Annotated in this window: 15 protein-coding genes and 1 pseudogene; 13 read left to right on the top strand and 3 right to left on the bottom strand. The window is 66.9% G+C overall.

Annotated elements, in window-relative coordinates:
• Positions 1 to 3: 3 nt before the first annotated feature.
• Positions 4 to 855, bottom strand: coding sequence for a hypothetical protein (locus IEW19_RS18640; RefSeq protein ID WP_188573082.1), 852 nt, complete (start codon positions 853 to 855; stop codon positions 4 to 6).
• Positions 856 to 1,059: 204 nt separating this feature from the next.
• Between IEW19_RS18640 and IEW19_RS18635 the strand changes: the two genes are divergently transcribed.
• The 7 genes from IEW19_RS18635 (at position 1,060) to bcp (ending at position 8,614) form a co-directional block, all read left to right on the top strand.
• Positions 1,060 to 1,860, top strand: coding sequence for a hydroxypyruvate isomerase family protein (locus IEW19_RS18635; RefSeq protein WP_188573081.1), 801 nt, complete (start codon positions 1,060 to 1,062; stop codon positions 1,858 to 1,860).
• Positions 1,861 to 1,968: 108 nt separating this feature from the next.
• The gene (locus tag IEW19_RS18630; RefSeq protein WP_188573080.1) at positions 1,969 to 2,847 is read left to right on the top strand and encodes a 2-hydroxy-3-oxopropionate reductase; all 879 of its coding nucleotides are present in this window, start codon (positions 1,969 to 1,971) and stop codon (positions 2,845 to 2,847) included.
• Positions 2,848 to 3,058: 211 nt separating this feature from the next.
• Positions 3,059 to 4,849, top strand: coding sequence for a glyoxylate carboligase (gcl, locus tag IEW19_RS18625; protein WP_188573079.1), 1,791 nt, complete (start codon positions 3,059 to 3,061; stop codon positions 4,847 to 4,849).
• Between the two features lie 2 nt (positions 4,850 to 4,851).
• Positions 4,852 to 6,045, top strand: a complete 1,194-nt coding sequence (locus IEW19_RS18620; protein ID WP_188573078.1) for a glycerate kinase — start codon at positions 4,852 to 4,854, stop codon at positions 6,043 to 6,045.
• Positions 6,038 to 7,381, top strand: coding sequence for an allantoinase AllB (allB, locus tag IEW19_RS18615; protein ID WP_188573077.1), 1,344 nt, complete (start codon positions 6,038 to 6,040; stop codon positions 7,379 to 7,381). Before IEW19_RS18620 ends, allB begins: the two co-directional genes overlap by 8 nt.
• 9 nt (positions 7,382 to 7,390) lie before the next feature.
• Positions 7,391 to 8,053: a winged helix-turn-helix domain-containing protein gene (locus IEW19_RS18610; RefSeq protein ID WP_188573076.1), complete on the top strand. Its 663-nt coding sequence runs from the start codon at positions 7,391 to 7,393 to the stop codon at positions 8,051 to 8,053.
• An 81-nt stretch (positions 8,054 to 8,134) separates the two neighbouring features.
• On the top strand, positions 8,135 to 8,614 hold the full coding sequence (gene bcp / locus IEW19_RS18605) for a thioredoxin-dependent thiol peroxidase (RefSeq protein WP_188573075.1): 480 nt from the start codon (positions 8,135 to 8,137) through the stop codon (positions 8,612 to 8,614).
• 66 nt (positions 8,615 to 8,680) lie between these two features.
• On the opposite strand, the pseudogene IEW19_RS18600 reads toward bcp, so the two are convergent.
• Together IEW19_RS18600 and IEW19_RS18595 are read right to left on the bottom strand one after the other, a co-directional pair.
• A pseudogene (locus tag IEW19_RS18600) lies at positions 8,681 to 9,111 on the bottom strand (MFS transporter); the annotation flags it as partial.
• Between the two features lie 169 nt (positions 9,112 to 9,280).
• On the bottom strand, positions 9,281 to 9,550 hold the full coding sequence (locus IEW19_RS18595; RefSeq protein WP_229748581.1) for a hypothetical protein: 270 nt from the start codon (positions 9,548 to 9,550) through the stop codon (positions 9,281 to 9,283).
• Between the two features lie 262 nt (positions 9,551 to 9,812).
• Here IEW19_RS18595 and IEW19_RS18590 point away from each other — a divergent pair, with 262 nt between their 5' ends.
• From IEW19_RS18590 to uraH, 6 genes are all read left to right on the top strand, one after another.
• On the top strand, positions 9,813 to 10,925 hold the full coding sequence (locus tag IEW19_RS18590; RefSeq protein WP_188573073.1) for a PP2C family protein-serine/threonine phosphatase: 1,113 nt from the start codon (positions 9,813 to 9,815) through the stop codon (positions 10,923 to 10,925).
• Entirely contained in the window at positions 10,922 to 12,880 is a 1,959-nt protein-coding gene (locus tag IEW19_RS18585) for a glycosyltransferase (protein ID WP_188573072.1), read from the top strand. The genes IEW19_RS18590 and IEW19_RS18585 overlap by 4 nt, the downstream gene beginning before the upstream one ends.
• Positions 12,880 to 13,212, top strand: coding sequence for an STAS domain-containing protein (locus tag IEW19_RS18580; RefSeq protein ID WP_188573110.1), 333 nt, complete (start codon positions 12,880 to 12,882; stop codon positions 13,210 to 13,212). Before IEW19_RS18585 ends, IEW19_RS18580 begins: the two co-directional genes overlap by 1 nt.
• A complete protein-coding gene (locus IEW19_RS18575) occupies positions 13,205 to 13,630 on the top strand; it encodes an ATP-binding protein (protein WP_188573071.1) in 426 nt (141 codons plus the stop codon). Before IEW19_RS18580 ends, IEW19_RS18575 begins: the two co-directional genes overlap by 8 nt.
• A gap of 178 nt (positions 13,631 to 13,808) precedes the next feature.
• Entirely contained in the window at positions 13,809 to 14,306 is a 498-nt protein-coding gene (gene uraD, locus IEW19_RS18570; RefSeq protein WP_188573070.1) for a 2-oxo-4-hydroxy-4-carboxy-5-ureidoimidazoline decarboxylase, read from the top strand.
• Positions 14,303 to 14,641: a hydroxyisourate hydrolase gene (gene uraH / locus IEW19_RS18565; protein WP_188573069.1), complete on the top strand. Its 339-nt coding sequence runs from the start codon at positions 14,303 to 14,305 to the stop codon at positions 14,639 to 14,641. Before uraD ends, uraH begins: the two co-directional genes overlap by 4 nt.
• Positions 14,642 to 14,815: the final 174 nt, after the last annotated feature.

The following is a 14,815-nucleotide window of genomic DNA, read 5'->3' as shown; positions in this document are numbered from 1 at the left end:
AGCCTAACCCTGGGCAGCCACCGGCAGCACCAGCAGGTAGCCGGCTGCCAGCCCGCTGCTCCAACGCCGCGGCTCCCGGACCACGAACTGCGTGGCCAACTGCTCAGGCGTGAGCAGGCTGTTGGGCGCGGGCGACGGCCCCCACTGCCCGCTGCCGTACGGGTAAAGCGGGTCCAGGACACGGATGCCGGTCACTGCAAACTCCGGGAACTGGCGGGGATCGCCCAGGGATTCGAACCCGCTCATCACCCAGGCGTGGCGGCCGCTCCACATCACCAGCCCCACAGGCCGGCCCGTCCCAGTGATGGCACTGGCCGCTGTCCGCAGAGCTTCCGCATAGCCAGGGACGCTGACGACGGCGTATGGCCCCATCCCCGATTCCGTGAGCACCTGCGCCCAGCCGAAAGGGTTGGCGCCGTTGAACGAATCGGACGAGCGTGCGCGCGCCTTCTCCCACAGTTCATTTTGCTGCGCCCTGTCAGCCCACGTGCCGCCGCCTGTGTCGTCAATGAGGTTGTGGGTCATCTGGATGCTGGCCGCCACGCACCAGTCGAAGGTGTACTGCGGCACGAAGTCACCTTGCCGGTACAGGTCGAGGGCGAACGGCCGGGGCGCCGCAGCCGGGACCGGAGCCTGGGTGGGCGCGGGCGACGAAGGAGGAGCCGCCGTCGGGATGGGAACCGGTGGAGGAGCAAGCGCGGTGGCCCGCGGCGGCCCGGCAGCCGTATCGGATGATGCGGCAGACGGAGCGGGAGCGGTGGCACCCTCCTGGAAGCCAACTGTCGGCGAGCAGGCCGCGAGGAATCCGGCCAGGGCGACGAGCCAGGCCGAGAAACGGAGACGGGCTCCGGTCATAATCGCCCCATTCCTGCAGCGCGGGCCATTCCCGTAGAGCGGGCTTACCTCCTAACAGTCTCCCGCCCACGCTTCCCCTTGACTACCCTGCCGACCATTCCCTACACTTTTCATAAAGCAGAATCTAAATTCCATAAAGCGGAAAAACGACGAAGCCAAGCGCAAGGGAAGATAGATCAAATCCCCTCCTCGGAAGGACCTACGATGACGTACACAGTGAACTGCTCCATCCTCCTCACGGAGCTGCCCCTGCTCGAGCGCCCCGCCGCCGCAAAGGCCGCCGGCTTCGATGCCGTCGAGTTCTGGTGGCCGTTCGAAACCTCAGTCCCGGCCGACTCCGAAATCACCAAGTTCGAGAACGCCATCACGGATGCCGGCGTCCAGCTCACCGGGTTGAACTTCAATGCCGGCAACATGCCCGGCGGCGACCGCGGCCTGGTCTCCTGGAAGGGACGCTGCTCCGAGTTCAAGGACAACATCGACGTCGTTGCCGGCATTGGCGAGCGCCTGGGCTGCAAGGCCTTCAACGCCCTCTACGGCAACCGGCAGGACGAATTCGCCCCTGAAGAACAGGACGAACTCGCCGTCAGGAACCTGGCTGCAGCGGCCGAAGGCGTCGCCCGCATCGGCGGCACCGTCCTCCTGGAACCGGTCAGCGGCGCACCCAGGTACCCGCTCCTCACCGCTGCTGACGCACTCAAGGTCATTTCCCGCGTGAAGGCGGAGGCCGGCGTCGGCAACATCAAGCTCCTCGCCGACTTCTACCACCTCTCAGTCAACGGCGACGACGTCGAGTCTGTCATCGAAAACCATGCCAAGGACTTCGGCCACATCCAGATCGCCGACAACCCCGGCCGCGGCGCCCCCGGCACCGGAACCCTGCCGCTCGGCGAATGGATTGCCCGCAGCCGCGAACTCGGCTACCAGGGCTACATCGGCCTCGAATACAAGGAACCGCAGGAAACGGCCTTCAGCTGGGCCATCCGCGAGCACGCCGCCAAGTAATCGCCACCCGCACCCAACTAAGTAGCAGCAAGTGTCGTTTTGAGCTTCCAAAACGACACTTAGCGCGACCTAGTTGGGCCACCACAGACTTTTAGAAAGAGAACCATCATGAGCAACGTTGCAGTCATCGGACTCGGAATCATGGGCCTGCCCATGGCTATCAACCTCGTCAAGGCCGGACACACCGTCACCGGCTTCAACCGCAGCCAGGACAAGATCGGCAAGCTGGTCTCTGAAGGCGGCAAGGGCGCCTCGAGCATCGCCGACGCCGTCAAGGACGCCGACGTCGTCATCACCATGGTGCCGGACTCCCCCGACGTTGAGGGCGTGGTCAGCGGCGAGGACGGCGTCTTCGCCAACGCCAAGCAGGGCACCCTGTGGATCGACGCCTCCAGCATCCGCCCCGACGTCGCCAAACGCCTCTCCGACGACGCCCGCGAGGCCGGCATCCGCCCCCTCGACGCCCCGGTCTCCGGCGGCGAACAAGGTGCCATCGACGCAGCACTCTCCATTATGGTGGGCGGCGACAAGGCAGACTTCGAGGACGCCCAGGACGTCCTGAACGCCGTCGGCAAGACCATCGTCCATGTCGGCCCCTCCGGCTCCGGCCAGACCGTCAAGGCAGCCAACCAGCTGATCGTCGCCGTCAACATCGAGGTTCTCGGCGAGGCCATCGCCTTCCTCGAGGCCTACGGCGTTGACACCGACGCAGCCCTCAAGGTCCTCGGCGGTGGCCTGGCCGGCTCCAAGGTCCTTGACCAGAAGGGCCAGAAGATGCTGGACCGCAACTTCGACCCCGGCTTCCGCCTGGCCCTCCACCACAAGGACCTCGGCATCGTCACCTCCGCCGCCCGCGAAGCCAACGTCGCCATCCCGCTCGGCGCCGTCGCCGCCCAGCTCGTCGCCGCCACCGTCAACCAGGGCGACGGCGCACTGGACCACTCCGGACTCTTCAAGCAGGTCCTCCAGCTCAGCGGCAGGAAATAGGAGCAGCCCCGCCGAAACGGGGCACTTCGACACAAACACGCCGGCCGCCGTCGTCAATTACGACGGCGGCCACCCCCCAAAGTGCCCCGGTACCGCCGGGCCTCCCTTCAGCACACCCTCCCCGCCCACTCCCTACCCTCGCAAGCTCGGTCAGGGAACCCTGCGGGCGTGGGCCCACCGACTTTCCCCACAAATTTTCAAGGAGCACCCCATGAGCAAGATGCGTACCGTTGATGCAGCGGTGGCCATCCTGGAAAAGGAAGGCGCCATCGAGGCGTTCGGCCTGCCAGGCGCCGCGATCAACCCCTTCTACTCCGCAATGCGCGCCCACGGCGGCATCCGCCACACCCTGGCCCGCCACGTTGAAGGCGCCAGCCACATGGCCGACGGCTTCAGCCGCGCCAAGGACGGCAACATCGGCATCTGCATCGGCACCTCCGGTCCCGCCGGTACCGACATGATCACCGGCCTCTACGCCGCCTGGGCAGATTCCATCCCCATGCTCTGCATCACCGGCCAGGCCCCGGTAGCCAAGCTGCACAAGGAAGACTTCCAGGCCGTGGACATCGAGTCCATCGCCAAGCCCGTCACCAAGATGGCCATGACCATCCTGGAACCCGGCCAGGTACCCGGCGCGTTCCAGAAAGCCTTCCAGCTGATGCGTTCCGGCCGCCCCGGCCCCGTGCTGCTGGACCTGCCCATCGACGTCCAGATGGCCGAGATCGAGTTCGACATCGACACCTACGAGCCGCTGCCCGTCGAAAAGCCCAAGGCCTCCCGCAAGCAGCTCGAAAAGGCCCTGGACATGCTGCTCGCCGCCAAGCACCCGCTGATCGTGGCCGGCGGCGGCATCGTCAACGCCGGCGCCTCCGCCCAGCTGGTAGAACTTGCCGAGACCCTCAACGTGCCGGTCATCCCCACCCTGATGGGCTGGGGCACCATCCCGGACGACCACCAGCTCATGGCCGGCATGGTGGGCCTGCAGACCAGCCACCGCTACGGCAACGAGAACTACCTGCAATCCGACTTCGTGATCGGCATCGGCAACCGCTGGGCCAACCGCCACACCGGTGGCCTGGAAACCTACACCGCAGGCCGGAAGTTCGTGCACATCGACATCGAGCCCACGCAGATCGGCCGCGTGTTCTCGCCGGACCTGGGCATCGCGTCCGACGCCGGCGCGGCGCTGGCGGGGCTGGTTGAGCTCGCCAGGGAGCGGGCTGACGCCGGGTCCCTGCCGGACTACAGCGCTTGGGTTGCCGAGTGCCAAGACCGCAAGGCCTCCCTGCACCGCAAGACGCACTTCGAGAACATCCCCATCAAGCCGCAGCGCGTGTACGAGGAGATGAACAAGTCCTTCGGCCGCGACACCACCTACGTGTCCACCATCGGCCTGTCCCAGATCGCCGGCGCGCAGATGCTGCACGTCTTCGGCCCGCGCAAGTGGATCAACGCCGGCCAGGCAGGCCCCCTGGGCTGGACCGCACCGGCAGCCCTCGGCGTCGCCCGTTCCAACCCGGACCAGACCGTGGTGGCACTCTCGGGCGACTACGACTTCCAGTTCATGATCGAGGAACTGGCCGTGGGCGCGCAGTTCAACCTGCCCTACATCCACGTGGTGGTGAACAACTCCTACCTGGGCCTGATCCGCCAGTCCCAGCGCGGGTTCAACATGGAGCAGAACGTGTCCCTGGCGTTCGAGAACATCAACAGCTCCCACCTGTCCGAGGACACCCGCGGCTACGGCGTTGACCACCTGAAGGTGGCCGAGGGCCTCGGCTGCAAGGCCGTCCGCGTGGAGGACCCCAACGACCTCGCCGCCGCGTTCGACAAGGCCAAGGCCCTGATGGGTGAGTTCCAGGTTCCCGTGGTGGTGGAAGTGATCCTCGAAAAGGTCACCAACATCTCCATGGGCGTGGAAATCAACGCCGTCAACGAGTTCGAGGAACTGGCCGAGACCGCCGCCGACGCCCCCACCGCCATCCTGGCACTGCAGGGCTAACCATGCGCATCGTGATTGCCCCGGACAAGTTCAAGGGATCGCTCTCAGCACCGGAGGTCTGCGCGCACCTGGAGAAGGGCCTGCAGCGCGGCGCCGGCGGGAACCTTGACGTGGTCCGGATTCCGGTGGCCGACGGCGGCGAGGGCACCCTTGACGCCGCCGTCGGCTCCGGTTTCACCCGCCGCACGGCAACGGTCTGTGGGCCCACCGGCCAGCCGGTCGAGGCCGAGTTCGCTGTCCGGGGCCACGAGGCCGTCATCGAGATGGCCACGGCGTCCGGGCTTGCCCTGGTGCCAAGCGTCCAGAAGGGCGGCCGGCCGGATTCGGCGGATGCCACCACGGCCACCAGCCTGGGCACCGGACAGCTCATCCGGGCAGCGCTGGACGCGGGCTGCCGCCGCATCGTGCTGGGCGTCGGGGGAAGTGCGAATACCGACGGCGGCGCGGGGCTCCTTCGGGGCCTCGGCGCCAGGTTCCTGGACAGCAGGAACAACGAACTTCCACCCGGCGGGGCTGCGCTGGCAAACCTGCACAGCATTGACTTCACCGATTTCGAGCCCCGCCTGGTGGACACCCGGTTTGTGCTGGCATCCGATGTGGACAACCCGCTGCTCGGCGCCCAAGGCGCCGCAGCGGTGTTCGGGCCGCAGAAGGGCGCCACACGACAAGACGTCGGCATGCTCGACGCCGCCCTGGCCAGGTTTGTCGAAGTCCTGGCCAGGGAGATCGGATTCCGCGCCGTCAAAGCTGCCGAGGCTCCCGGAGCCGGAGCAGCCGGCGGTGTGGGCTACGCCGCCATCGCCGTCCTGGCCGCAACGCGGCGGCCGGGCATCGACGTCGTCCTCGAATTCACTGGACTGGCGGACCGGCTGGGCGGCGCGGACCTGGTGATCACGGGCGAGGGCAGCCTGGACGAGCAAAGCCTGCTGGGCAAGACCCCCATGGGCGTTGCCCGGGCGGCCGCAGCGCAGGGCGTTCCGGTCGTTGCGGTCTGCGGCCGGACCACCCTGGACCGGGACCAGGCGGCTGCCGCCGGATTCGGGAACATCCACGCTTTGACGGCGCTGGAAAGCGATGTAAACAGGTGCATAGCAGAGGCAGGGCCGCTGCTGGAGCAGCTGGGCACCCAGATCAGTGCGGGGCTGGCGGCCAACAGGCCTGCCACCGCAAGTACCAAGGAGGACCTCCGTGTCTGAAGAACGCTTTGACCTCGTCATCCGGGGCCAGCGCATCCTGACCACCGCCGGCATTGCCCCGCGCGAGGTGGGGGTGCGCAACGGCAAGATCGTGGCCATCGAGCCGCTGGGCAACGGGCTGGCCGGTTCCGAGGTCATCGAACTGGCCGACGACGAAACCCTGCTCCCCGGCCTGGTGGACACCCACGTCCACGTCAACGAGCCCGGCCGCACTGAGTGGGAGGGCTTCGCCTCCGCCACCCGGGCCGCGGCGGCCGGTGGCGTCACCACCATCATCGACATGCCGCTGAACTCCGTTCCGCCCACCACCACGGTGGAAAACCTCAAGCTCAAGCGCGAGGTGGCCGAGGACCAGGCGTTCGTCGACGTCGGATTCTGGGGCGGCGCCATCCCCGGCAACAAGGCGGACCTGCGCCCCCTGCATGACGAGGGCGTCTTCGGCTTCAAGTGCTTCCTCCTGCACTCCGGCGTGGATGAGTTCCCGCACCTGGACGCCGACGAGATGGAGGAGGACATGGCCGAGCTGAAGTCCTTCGACTCGCTCATGATCGTCCACGCCGAGGACTCCCACGCCATCGACCGAGCGCCCCATCCGGGCGGCGACCACTACTCCACGTTCCTGGCATCCCGCCCCCGCGGCGCCGAGAACAAGGCCATCGCCGAGGTCATCGAACGGGCCCGCTGGACCGGTGCCCGTGCGCACATCCTGCACCTGTCGTCGTCGGACGCGCTGCCCATGATTGCCAGTGCCAAGCGCGACGGCGTGAAGCTCACCGTGGAGACGTGCCCGCACTACCTGACCCTGATGGCGGAGGAAATCCCGGACGGCGCCACGGCCTACAAGTGCTGCCCGCCCATCCGCGAAGCGTCCAACCGGGAATTGCTGTGGCAGGGCCTGCAGGACGGCACCATCGACTGCATCGTCTCGGACCATTCCCCCTCCACGCTGGACCTCAAGGACCTGGAAAACGGCGACTTCGCCGTCGCATGGGGCGGCGTCTCCTCGCTGCAACTGGGCCTGTCCCTGATCTGGACCGAAGCCCGGCACCGCGGCATCCCGCTGGAACAGGTGGTGTCCTGGATGGCGGAGAAGCCCGCCAACCTGGCCCGCCTCACCAACAAGGGGCAGCTGGCCCTGGGCTACGACGCCGACTTCGCCGTTTTCGCGCCCGACGAGGCCTTCGTGGTGGACGTGTCCAAGCTCAAGCACAAGAACCCCATCACCCCTTACGACGGCAAGGCCCTGTCCGGCGTGGTGCGCAAGACCTTCCTCCGCGGAACCGTAGTGGACGGCCAGACCCCCACGGGCAGGCTGATCCGCCGCGGCGGCGTCTAAGGGCCCGCCATGGCAGTGGAAGCCCACCATCCACGGGCGGCCGCAGCGCATCCGGCCCTCCAGCCGGTTCCGGCACGGCGCGCCACCGCCCATGGGCTGGCCCTGTGGGTGGTTCCGGCCGAAGGAACCAGCCCGGAGCTCCTGCTCCATGCTGCCCAACTGGTCCTTGCCAGGGCCCTCGAAACTGCTCCGGAGGCGGAAGTCCACTGGCCTGCCGCCGGAGCCCCCACGTCCGCCGTGGAGGATGCAAAAGACGACTCCTCCCGCGCTTCCTCCGCGGCGGAGGCAACCAGCCCGGCACTTTCAGCAGCCGACGGCGGGACGCGCCTCCCGCCGTCGGCCGGCCCCGTCAGCCGGGTCGCCGTGGACCTCGCCGCCGACACCGTCCTGCTGGACGGCAGCCCGGTGGCGCTGACCGGCGTGGAGTACAAGGTGCTGCGCTACCTGGTGACCCACCTGTCCCGGACGGTGGACCGCGGGGAACTGCAGCAGTTCCTGGAATCGCTTGACTTTCCCGGCGCCACCGCACGCTCCATCGACGTCTATGTGGGCAGGATCCGCCGCAAACTGGGCAACGCCCGCCATGCCGTGGCCACCGTCCGCGGCGGCGGGTACCAGTTTGTGCCCGGTCCGCACGCGGCCGTTCGCGGTCCCGCGGAATACTGCATATGACGCGCTGGTTTGTATGAGTAGGCGGCAACCCGCTTCACTGGATGTTTGGCCATCACTGACCGAGTCTTACAAAGGAACGCCATGAGCCCCACCCTGACCACCAAGCTTCAGCCCGGCACCCCGGCTCCTGATTTCACCCTCCGGGACGCCCAGGGCCGGGAGACCTCCTTGGCCGAGTACCGCGGCAAGAACGTCATCGTCTACTTCTACCCCAAGGCCGCGACCCCCGGCTGCACCACCGAGGCCTGCGACTTCCGCGACAGCCTGGCCTCCCTGCAAGGTAAGGGCTACGAAGTCGTCGGCATCTCCCCTGATGCCCAGGAAGCCCTCGCCGGCTTCAGCGGCGACTTCTCGCTGACCTTCCCGTTGCTCTCCGACCCCGACCACGCCGTGGCCCTGGCCTATGGCGCCTGGGGCGAAAAGCTGGTCCACGGCGAAATCCACGAAGGCATCGTCCGCTCCACGGTTGTGGTGGACCCCGACGGCAACGTCACCCTGGCCCAGTACCAGGTGAAGGCCGACGGCCACGTAGCCCGCCTCAAAGAAGCGCTCGGACTCTAAACCCCTCATCACTTCCTGCAGCATTCCCCCGGACGCCCCAGCACATCCTGCTTGGGCGTCCGGCATTTAATCAGCTGCCTGCGCCTCTGCCGCCGTCGCCCAATACGAAGCCGAAACCCGCCGGTAAACAGGAGCCAGGAAGGCCAGCAGCGCAGCCGCGATCATGATGATCCCGGCCGCCAGGAACACCAGGGCGATTCCGATGGAGGTGCCCTCACCCAGCAGCGGTGCCAGGGCGGCCACGCCGTCCGCAGACCGCGCGTAGGGGATGATCCAGAACTGCGCGATGGGGGCGATGACGAACGCGGTGACCGGTGCCGCCGCGGATTCGAATGCATGGCGAAGCCAAACACGCGCCCCTGCCGCTCCAACGGCACCACGCGCTGAATGACGGTCTGCTCGGCCGCCTCGACGAACGGGACCAGCACCAGGTACAGCCAGATCCCGAGAATGTAGAGCCACGCCCACTCCCGCAACGTGAATACGGCGCCAAGGACGCTACTTCCTGCGCCAGTACTTGCCCCAGTCAACTTCCATGGCCCACAGCGCCAGGAGCATCGCGTCCATGGTCATCAGTCCCGCCATTAGGTACGACCAACCGAGCAACAAACTCACAGCAATCTCCTGACTATCCCCCAGCCAATCGATTGCTGCTAAGTGTGGCACCTAAAGCGCCGCTACGGAATGCCCTCCGCCCGCAGTCTTGAAGAGAATGCCAAGCCTGTGGTGTGCCTCGGTCTCCAGCTTGAGCCTGCGGGTCAGTTGCTCCACGTGCCGGGACATCTCTTCCCCCACCGGGAGCCGGTCTCCGGGCCAGCTGGAAACTGCGCGCGATTCGGCAAGGGCATGCTCCAGGTCCCTGGCCGCTGCCCGTACCTTTCGGGAGTGGAAGTAAAGACGAAGCAGCGCTTCGCCCTTCCTCTTGACCTGTTCCATTGGCTTCCCCGCCTTCCGCAACCCTTACAGCCTCCGCACGGGTCGTCGTCGTACCCTGTTCCCAGGAAGCTGCTGCGTCCTTCGAGTGTGACCGGCGTTCCTCAACGTCCCGGCAAGCAGATGCCAAGATTTCCGCAAGATCTGCTGAGTGGCGCGCACAGGCGGCCGCGGAAGGGGCAGGTGACGCTGCTGTCAGCGAAGTCACCGGAAACTGTGAAGCCCAAGACATGCCGTGTCCGCTTTAATACGGTAGAAGTAGAGCATGGTCTCTCCCCCCGAATCCCGCCGTGCGGTGGTCATCGAAGATGACCCGGACATCCGCGGACTGCTGGTCCGCGTCCTGGTAAAGCAGGGCTTCGACGTCACCCACGCCGGAGCCGGCCTGCCGGGGGTGGAGGAAGTCCGCCGCCGCAAACCGGACCTGGTGACGCTGGACCTGAACCTGCCGGACCTTGACGGGCTGGAGGTTTGCAAGCTGTTGCGGGAGTTCTCCGACGCGTTCATCGTGATGCTCACCGCCCGCGCGGACGAACTCGACAAGCTGACCGGCCTGGACAACGGCGCCGACGAATACATCAGCAAACCGTTCAGCCCGCGGGAGCTTCAGTCGCGGATCAACGCCCTGTTCCGCCGCCGCCCCTCCGCCGCGGCGGAGTCCGCCGCCCGGGGCGAGCTGGAACGCGCCACCGAAGTGCAGCAGAGCCTCCTGCCCAAGGAGGACATCCGGGTGGCGGGTTACGACGTCGCGGGCGTCTTCCGTCCCTCCCGCAACGTGGGCGGGGACTTCTACGACTGGTACCAGACACCCGAGGGCCTCCACCTGACCTTCGCCGATGCCATGGGCAAGGGCATGGGTGCGGCGCTGATCGCGGCAACGGTCCGCGCAGTGATGCGCTCCACGGGCCTGCGGCAGGACCTCGACGCCGGCTTCGCCTCTGCCAGCAGGGCGATTGCCACGGACCTGGACTCCTCCAATTCCTTCGTCACCCTGTTCCACGCCCGGCTGGACGCGGCATCCGGCCGGGTCAGCTATGTCGACGCCGGGCACGGACTTGCGCTGCACGTCCAGCCGGCCGGGGCGGCGGACCGCCTCCCCTCCGGAGGACCGCCGGTGGGCGCCTGGCCCGGGACACAGTGGCCGCAGGCGGAACTGGACCTGGCCCCGGGTGATTCCCTGGTGGTGGTCAGCGACGGCGTGCTGGACGTGTTCGGGTCAGTGGAGGAGTTCACCGACGCCGTGCAGCAGGCAACGCAGTCGGCGGCTTCCGCGAACGAAGCCAGCAACTCCATCCTGGCGCTCGCCCCCGCAGAGACCGCCGAAGACGACGTCACGGTTGTTGTGGTCCGCCGGCTCCCCGTGGAGGTGGCGGCATGACCCGATTCTGGACCCGGCTGGTGGTGGTGCTGACCGTCCTCACCGGCCTGAACTACATCGCCTGGCGTTGGGCGGCGTCCCTCAACTGGGACGCCTGGTGGATCGCGCTCCCCCTGGTGGTTGCAGAAACCTACAGCCTTATCGACGTCATGCTGTTCGGCATGACGGTCTGGAAACTGAAGATCCGCAAGGGCGCCCCTCAGCCGCCCCACGACGCAACCGTGGACGTCTTCATCACCACCTACAACGAAGACCTGGACATGGTCCTCACCACTGCGCTGGCAGCCCAGAAGATCCGGCATCCGCACAGCACGTGGATCCTGGACGACGGCGCGCGTCCCGAGCTCAAGGCCCTGGCGGAACAGCATGGCCTGGGCTACGTCACCCGGAGCGCGGACTGGACCAAGAACCTCCCCCGGCATGCCAAGGCCGGCAACCTCAACAACGCCCTCATGGTCACCCATGGCGAGTTCCTCCTGATCCTTGACGCGGACCAGATTCCGGAGCCGGACATCCTGGAAAAGACCCTGGGCTACTTCAACAACCGCCGGGTGGCCCTGGTCCAGACCCCGCAGTACTTCAGCAACGTCCCCGAGAGCGACCCGCTCGGCAGCCAGGCACCGCTGTTCTACGGCCCCATCCAGCAGGGCAAGGACGGCTGGAACGCCGCCTTCTTCTGCGGCTCAAACGCCATCCTGCGCCGCGAAGCCCTGATGCAGCTGGGCTTGGTCGGTTACGTGAAGGAGACCGAGAAGAGCATCCGCCGCGCCCTGGCTGCTTCCCGGGCTGCCATCAGGCAGGCCCGCAAGTCAGCGGACGTGGAGTCGCCCCTGGTGTCCGAGGTCCTCGACGAGGTGGAAGCCGCCACCCGCGAGGCGCAGGAGGAAGTCGACGCCGGCCGGCCCCTCAGCGAGGTGACCTACCGGGTCCGCCGCCGCGTGGACGCCGCCGTCCAGACCCTGGTCGAGGCAGACGTCGCAGCCCTGCAGGCAGACCTGGAAGAAATCGCCGCCATGGAACTGGCCCACGTGGGTGAATCCGGCGTCCCAGTGGTGGCCGATGACGCCGTCCAGCGCATGTCCGCCCGCGACTGGTCGCCGCTGGGCGCACTGGAATCCGTCCAGGCCGTCCTGGATGCGCTGACCGTGGAACGCAGCGACGAAGCCCAGCCGGTGATGCCGCTGGCCACCATCTCCGTCACCGAGGACATGGCCACCGCCATGCGCATGCACGGCATGGGCTGGGAGAGCGTCTACCACCACGAGATCCTGGCGTACGGCCTGGCACCGGAGGACATTGCCACCATGCTCACCCAGCGCCTTCGCTGGGCGCAGGGCACCATCCAGGTGCTGCTCCGCGAGAACCCCCTGGTGCAGAAGGGCCTGAAGCTCGGCCAGCGCCTGATGTACTTCGCCACCATGTGGACCTACCTGAGCGGGTTCGCCGCCGTCATCTACTTCGCGGCCCCCATCATCTACCTGCTGCTGGGCATCCTTCCAGTCAGCAGCCTCAGCTGGGACTTCTTCATCCGGTTCATCCCGTTTATGGTGGTCAACCAGCTGCTGTTCGCCGTGGCCGGCCGCGGCATCCCCACGTGGCGTGGCCAGCAGTACAGCCTGGCGCTGTTCCCCACCTGGATCAAGGCATGCACGACGGCGGCCCGCAACGTTTGGTTCGGTCGCCCGCTCGGGTTTGCCGTCACGCCCAAGGCGCGCCAAAGCGGTGGACCCAGCTGGAGCCTCATCAAGCCCCAGATCGTGGTGTCCGTCCTGCTGGCCGTCGCCGCCGTCGTCGGAATCATCCGCCTGGCCACCGGGCTGGCGGAACCGCTGGGCACCCTGGTCAACGTCGTCTGGGTGGTCTTTGACCTGGTGGTCATGAGCATCCTGGTCCGCGCCGTGCTCTACAAGGGGTACGAACCGGCCGAAGAACCTGCAAACAGAGAGGAATCATGATGGAGTTCAGTTACGAGGTCAAGGATTCGTACGCGGAGGTCAAAGCGGACGGGCGGCTTAACATGGTCTCCGCGCCCAAGCTGCGCGAATTCGTCACAGACGTGATCGCCGGCGGGTCCAACCGGATCGTGGTCAACCTGGAACACACCGCCTTCATGGACTCCTCAGGCCTGGGTGCGCTGATTGGCTGCCTCAAGGCTGCCCGCCAAGCCGGCGGCGACCTTCGCATCGCCGCGGTGCAGCCCCAGGTGGACATGGTGCTGAAGCTGACCAGCATGGACAAGGTCCTCACCGCCTACCCCTCGGCCGAGGAGGCGTTCAGCAATGACTGATGTCCTGGCCTCGCGCAGCTTCCGGGGGCTGGCCGCCGAAGACGCGATCGAAGCGGTCCACAACGACCTCGACAGCCTCTGGTTGGACGCCCCGTTCGTCAACGACGTGGACCAGATGACGTTTACCACGGCGGTGATCGAGTCTGCATCCAACATCGTGCAACACGCCCAGCCGGCCGGGGAACGGGACGTGGAGCTGGGCGTGGAAACCACGGTACAGCCCGCACTGCTGCAGGCCCGGGTCAGCGCCTACCATGCCAAGCCGCCGTTCGGCCCCATGGAGCCGGCCATTCCCGGGGAAGATGCGGAGTCCGGGCGTGGCCTGGCGCTGATCGAGGCGCTGGTCACCACGGTGACCTTCGAACGCCAGGACGGCACCAATACGTGGGTGCTGTCCAGGACCTCCTCCCAGGACTAGGGTTTGGCGCGGCCCTTGACACTGCCGCATCGCTGCTCTTGAATATTACGTATGCTGAAATAACAGTTCCATGATGCGGAAGCTGATGGTGGTGTTCCACCGATCAGTGCCGGGTACTCTGGCATCCGCATAGCCGTCACCGTGGATGCCAGCATGACCTTCAAGGATTACGACCAGCATGAAGCTTGCCGAATTCAACAGCGCGGACCCAGCCGCGGCCCAGGCCATCCTTCGCCCCTGCATCGACGTCAGCCGCTGGGTGGAGGCGGTGGCAGCAGCCCGTCCGTTCGCCGGCCGGACGGAACTCCTGGAGTTTGCCGCCCAGGCCGCCGGCCCCTTCACCCCGGACGAAGTTGAGGCCGCCATGGCCCACCACCCAAGAATCGGGGAACGCCCGACGGCGGCCGGCACCGAGGCCTCGATGTCCCGTTCCGAGCAGGCAGGGGTGGACCCGGCAGACGCCGCTGCCGCAGAGGCCCTGGCCAGGGGCAACCGGGAGTACGAGGAAAAGTTCGGCCGGGTCTTCCTGATCCGGGCGGCGGGACGCACCGCGCCGGAAATCCTGCAGGCCCTGAACCAGCGGCTCACCAACTCCCCCGAAGAGGAAGACACCATCGCGGCCCAGCAGCTGCGCGAAATCGCCGTACTGCGGCTTGAAGGACTGATCAGCGAATGAGCGTCTCCCACGTGACCACCCACATCCTGGACACAGGTGCCGGGCGCCCTGCGGTGGGGGTCGCCGTCGTGCTTTCAAAGAACGACGCCGGCACCTGGCGCGAGCTCGCGGCGTCCAGCACCGACGCTGACGGCCGGGCCAAGGACCTGGGGCCGGAACAGCTGGAACCCGGGCACTACAAGCTGAACTTCGCCACGGGCAAGTACTACGCCGGGCTCCAGACGGCAACGTTCTTCCCGGAAGTGGACTTGGTCTTCGACGTCACCGGTCCCGAGCACTACCACGTGCCCCTGCTCCTTAGCCCCTTCGCGTACTCCACCTACCGCGGAAGCTAACAGCGCAGCCGATGCCCGCGAAATGGCATCTGACGGCAGTGCGCGGCTGGCAAAGTCATAGGGTCGTTGCAACGCTCTGATTGATGGAGCGTTAGATGGTCAAGTTGTTCCCGTCGAATGCCCGCACTGAGTTTGTTGATTTGGTGTGCGGCGGGCTGTCGATTCTGGAGGCCT

Source organism: Arthrobacter liuii (assembly GCF_014639275.1).
Classification (GTDB): domain Bacteria; phylum Actinomycetota; class Actinomycetes; order Actinomycetales; family Micrococcaceae; genus Arthrobacter; species Arthrobacter liuii.
This window is presented reverse-complemented; position numbering and strand designations above follow the sequence as displayed.

Excerpts from the sequence above, each read along its gene's own strand:
- IEW19_RS18640 (WP_188573082.1), bottom strand. The coding sequence starts at position 855 with ATGACCGGAGCCCGTCTCCGTTTCTCGGCCTGGCTCGTCGCCCTGGCC.
- IEW19_RS18635 (WP_188573081.1), top strand. The coding sequence starts at position 1,060 with ATGACGTACACAGTGAACTGCTCCATCCTCCTCACGGAGCTGCCCCTG.
- IEW19_RS18630 (WP_188573080.1), top strand. The coding sequence starts at position 1,969 with ATGAGCAACGTTGCAGTCATCGGACTCGGAATCATGGGCCTGCCCATG.
- gcl (WP_188573079.1), top strand. The coding sequence starts at position 3,059 with ATGAGCAAGATGCGTACCGTTGATGCAGCGGTGGCCATCCTGGAAAAG.
- IEW19_RS18620 (WP_188573078.1), top strand. The coding sequence starts at position 4,852 with ATGCGCATCGTGATTGCCCCGGACAAGTTCAAGGGATCGCTCTCAGCA.
- IEW19_RS18610 (WP_188573076.1), top strand. The coding sequence starts at position 7,391 with ATGGCAGTGGAAGCCCACCATCCACGGGCGGCCGCAGCGCATCCGGCC.
- bcp (WP_188573075.1), top strand. The coding sequence starts at position 8,135 with ATGAGCCCCACCCTGACCACCAAGCTTCAGCCCGGCACCCCGGCTCCT.
- IEW19_RS18595 (WP_229748581.1), bottom strand. The coding sequence starts at position 9,550 with ATGGAACAGGTCAAGAGGAAGGGCGAAGCGCTGCTTCGTCTTTACTTC.
- IEW19_RS18590 (WP_188573073.1), top strand. The coding sequence starts at position 9,813 with ATGGTCTCTCCCCCCGAATCCCGCCGTGCGGTGGTCATCGAAGATGAC.
- IEW19_RS18585 (WP_188573072.1), top strand. The coding sequence starts at position 10,922 with ATGACCCGATTCTGGACCCGGCTGGTGGTGGTGCTGACCGTCCTCACC.
- IEW19_RS18580 (WP_188573110.1), top strand. The coding sequence starts at position 12,880 with ATGGAGTTCAGTTACGAGGTCAAGGATTCGTACGCGGAGGTCAAAGCG.
- IEW19_RS18575 (WP_188573071.1), top strand. The coding sequence starts at position 13,205 with ATGACTGATGTCCTGGCCTCGCGCAGCTTCCGGGGGCTGGCCGCCGAA.
- uraD (WP_188573070.1), top strand. The coding sequence starts at position 13,809 with ATGAAGCTTGCCGAATTCAACAGCGCGGACCCAGCCGCGGCCCAGGCC.
- uraH (WP_188573069.1), top strand. The coding sequence starts at position 14,303 with ATGAGCGTCTCCCACGTGACCACCCACATCCTGGACACAGGTGCCGGG.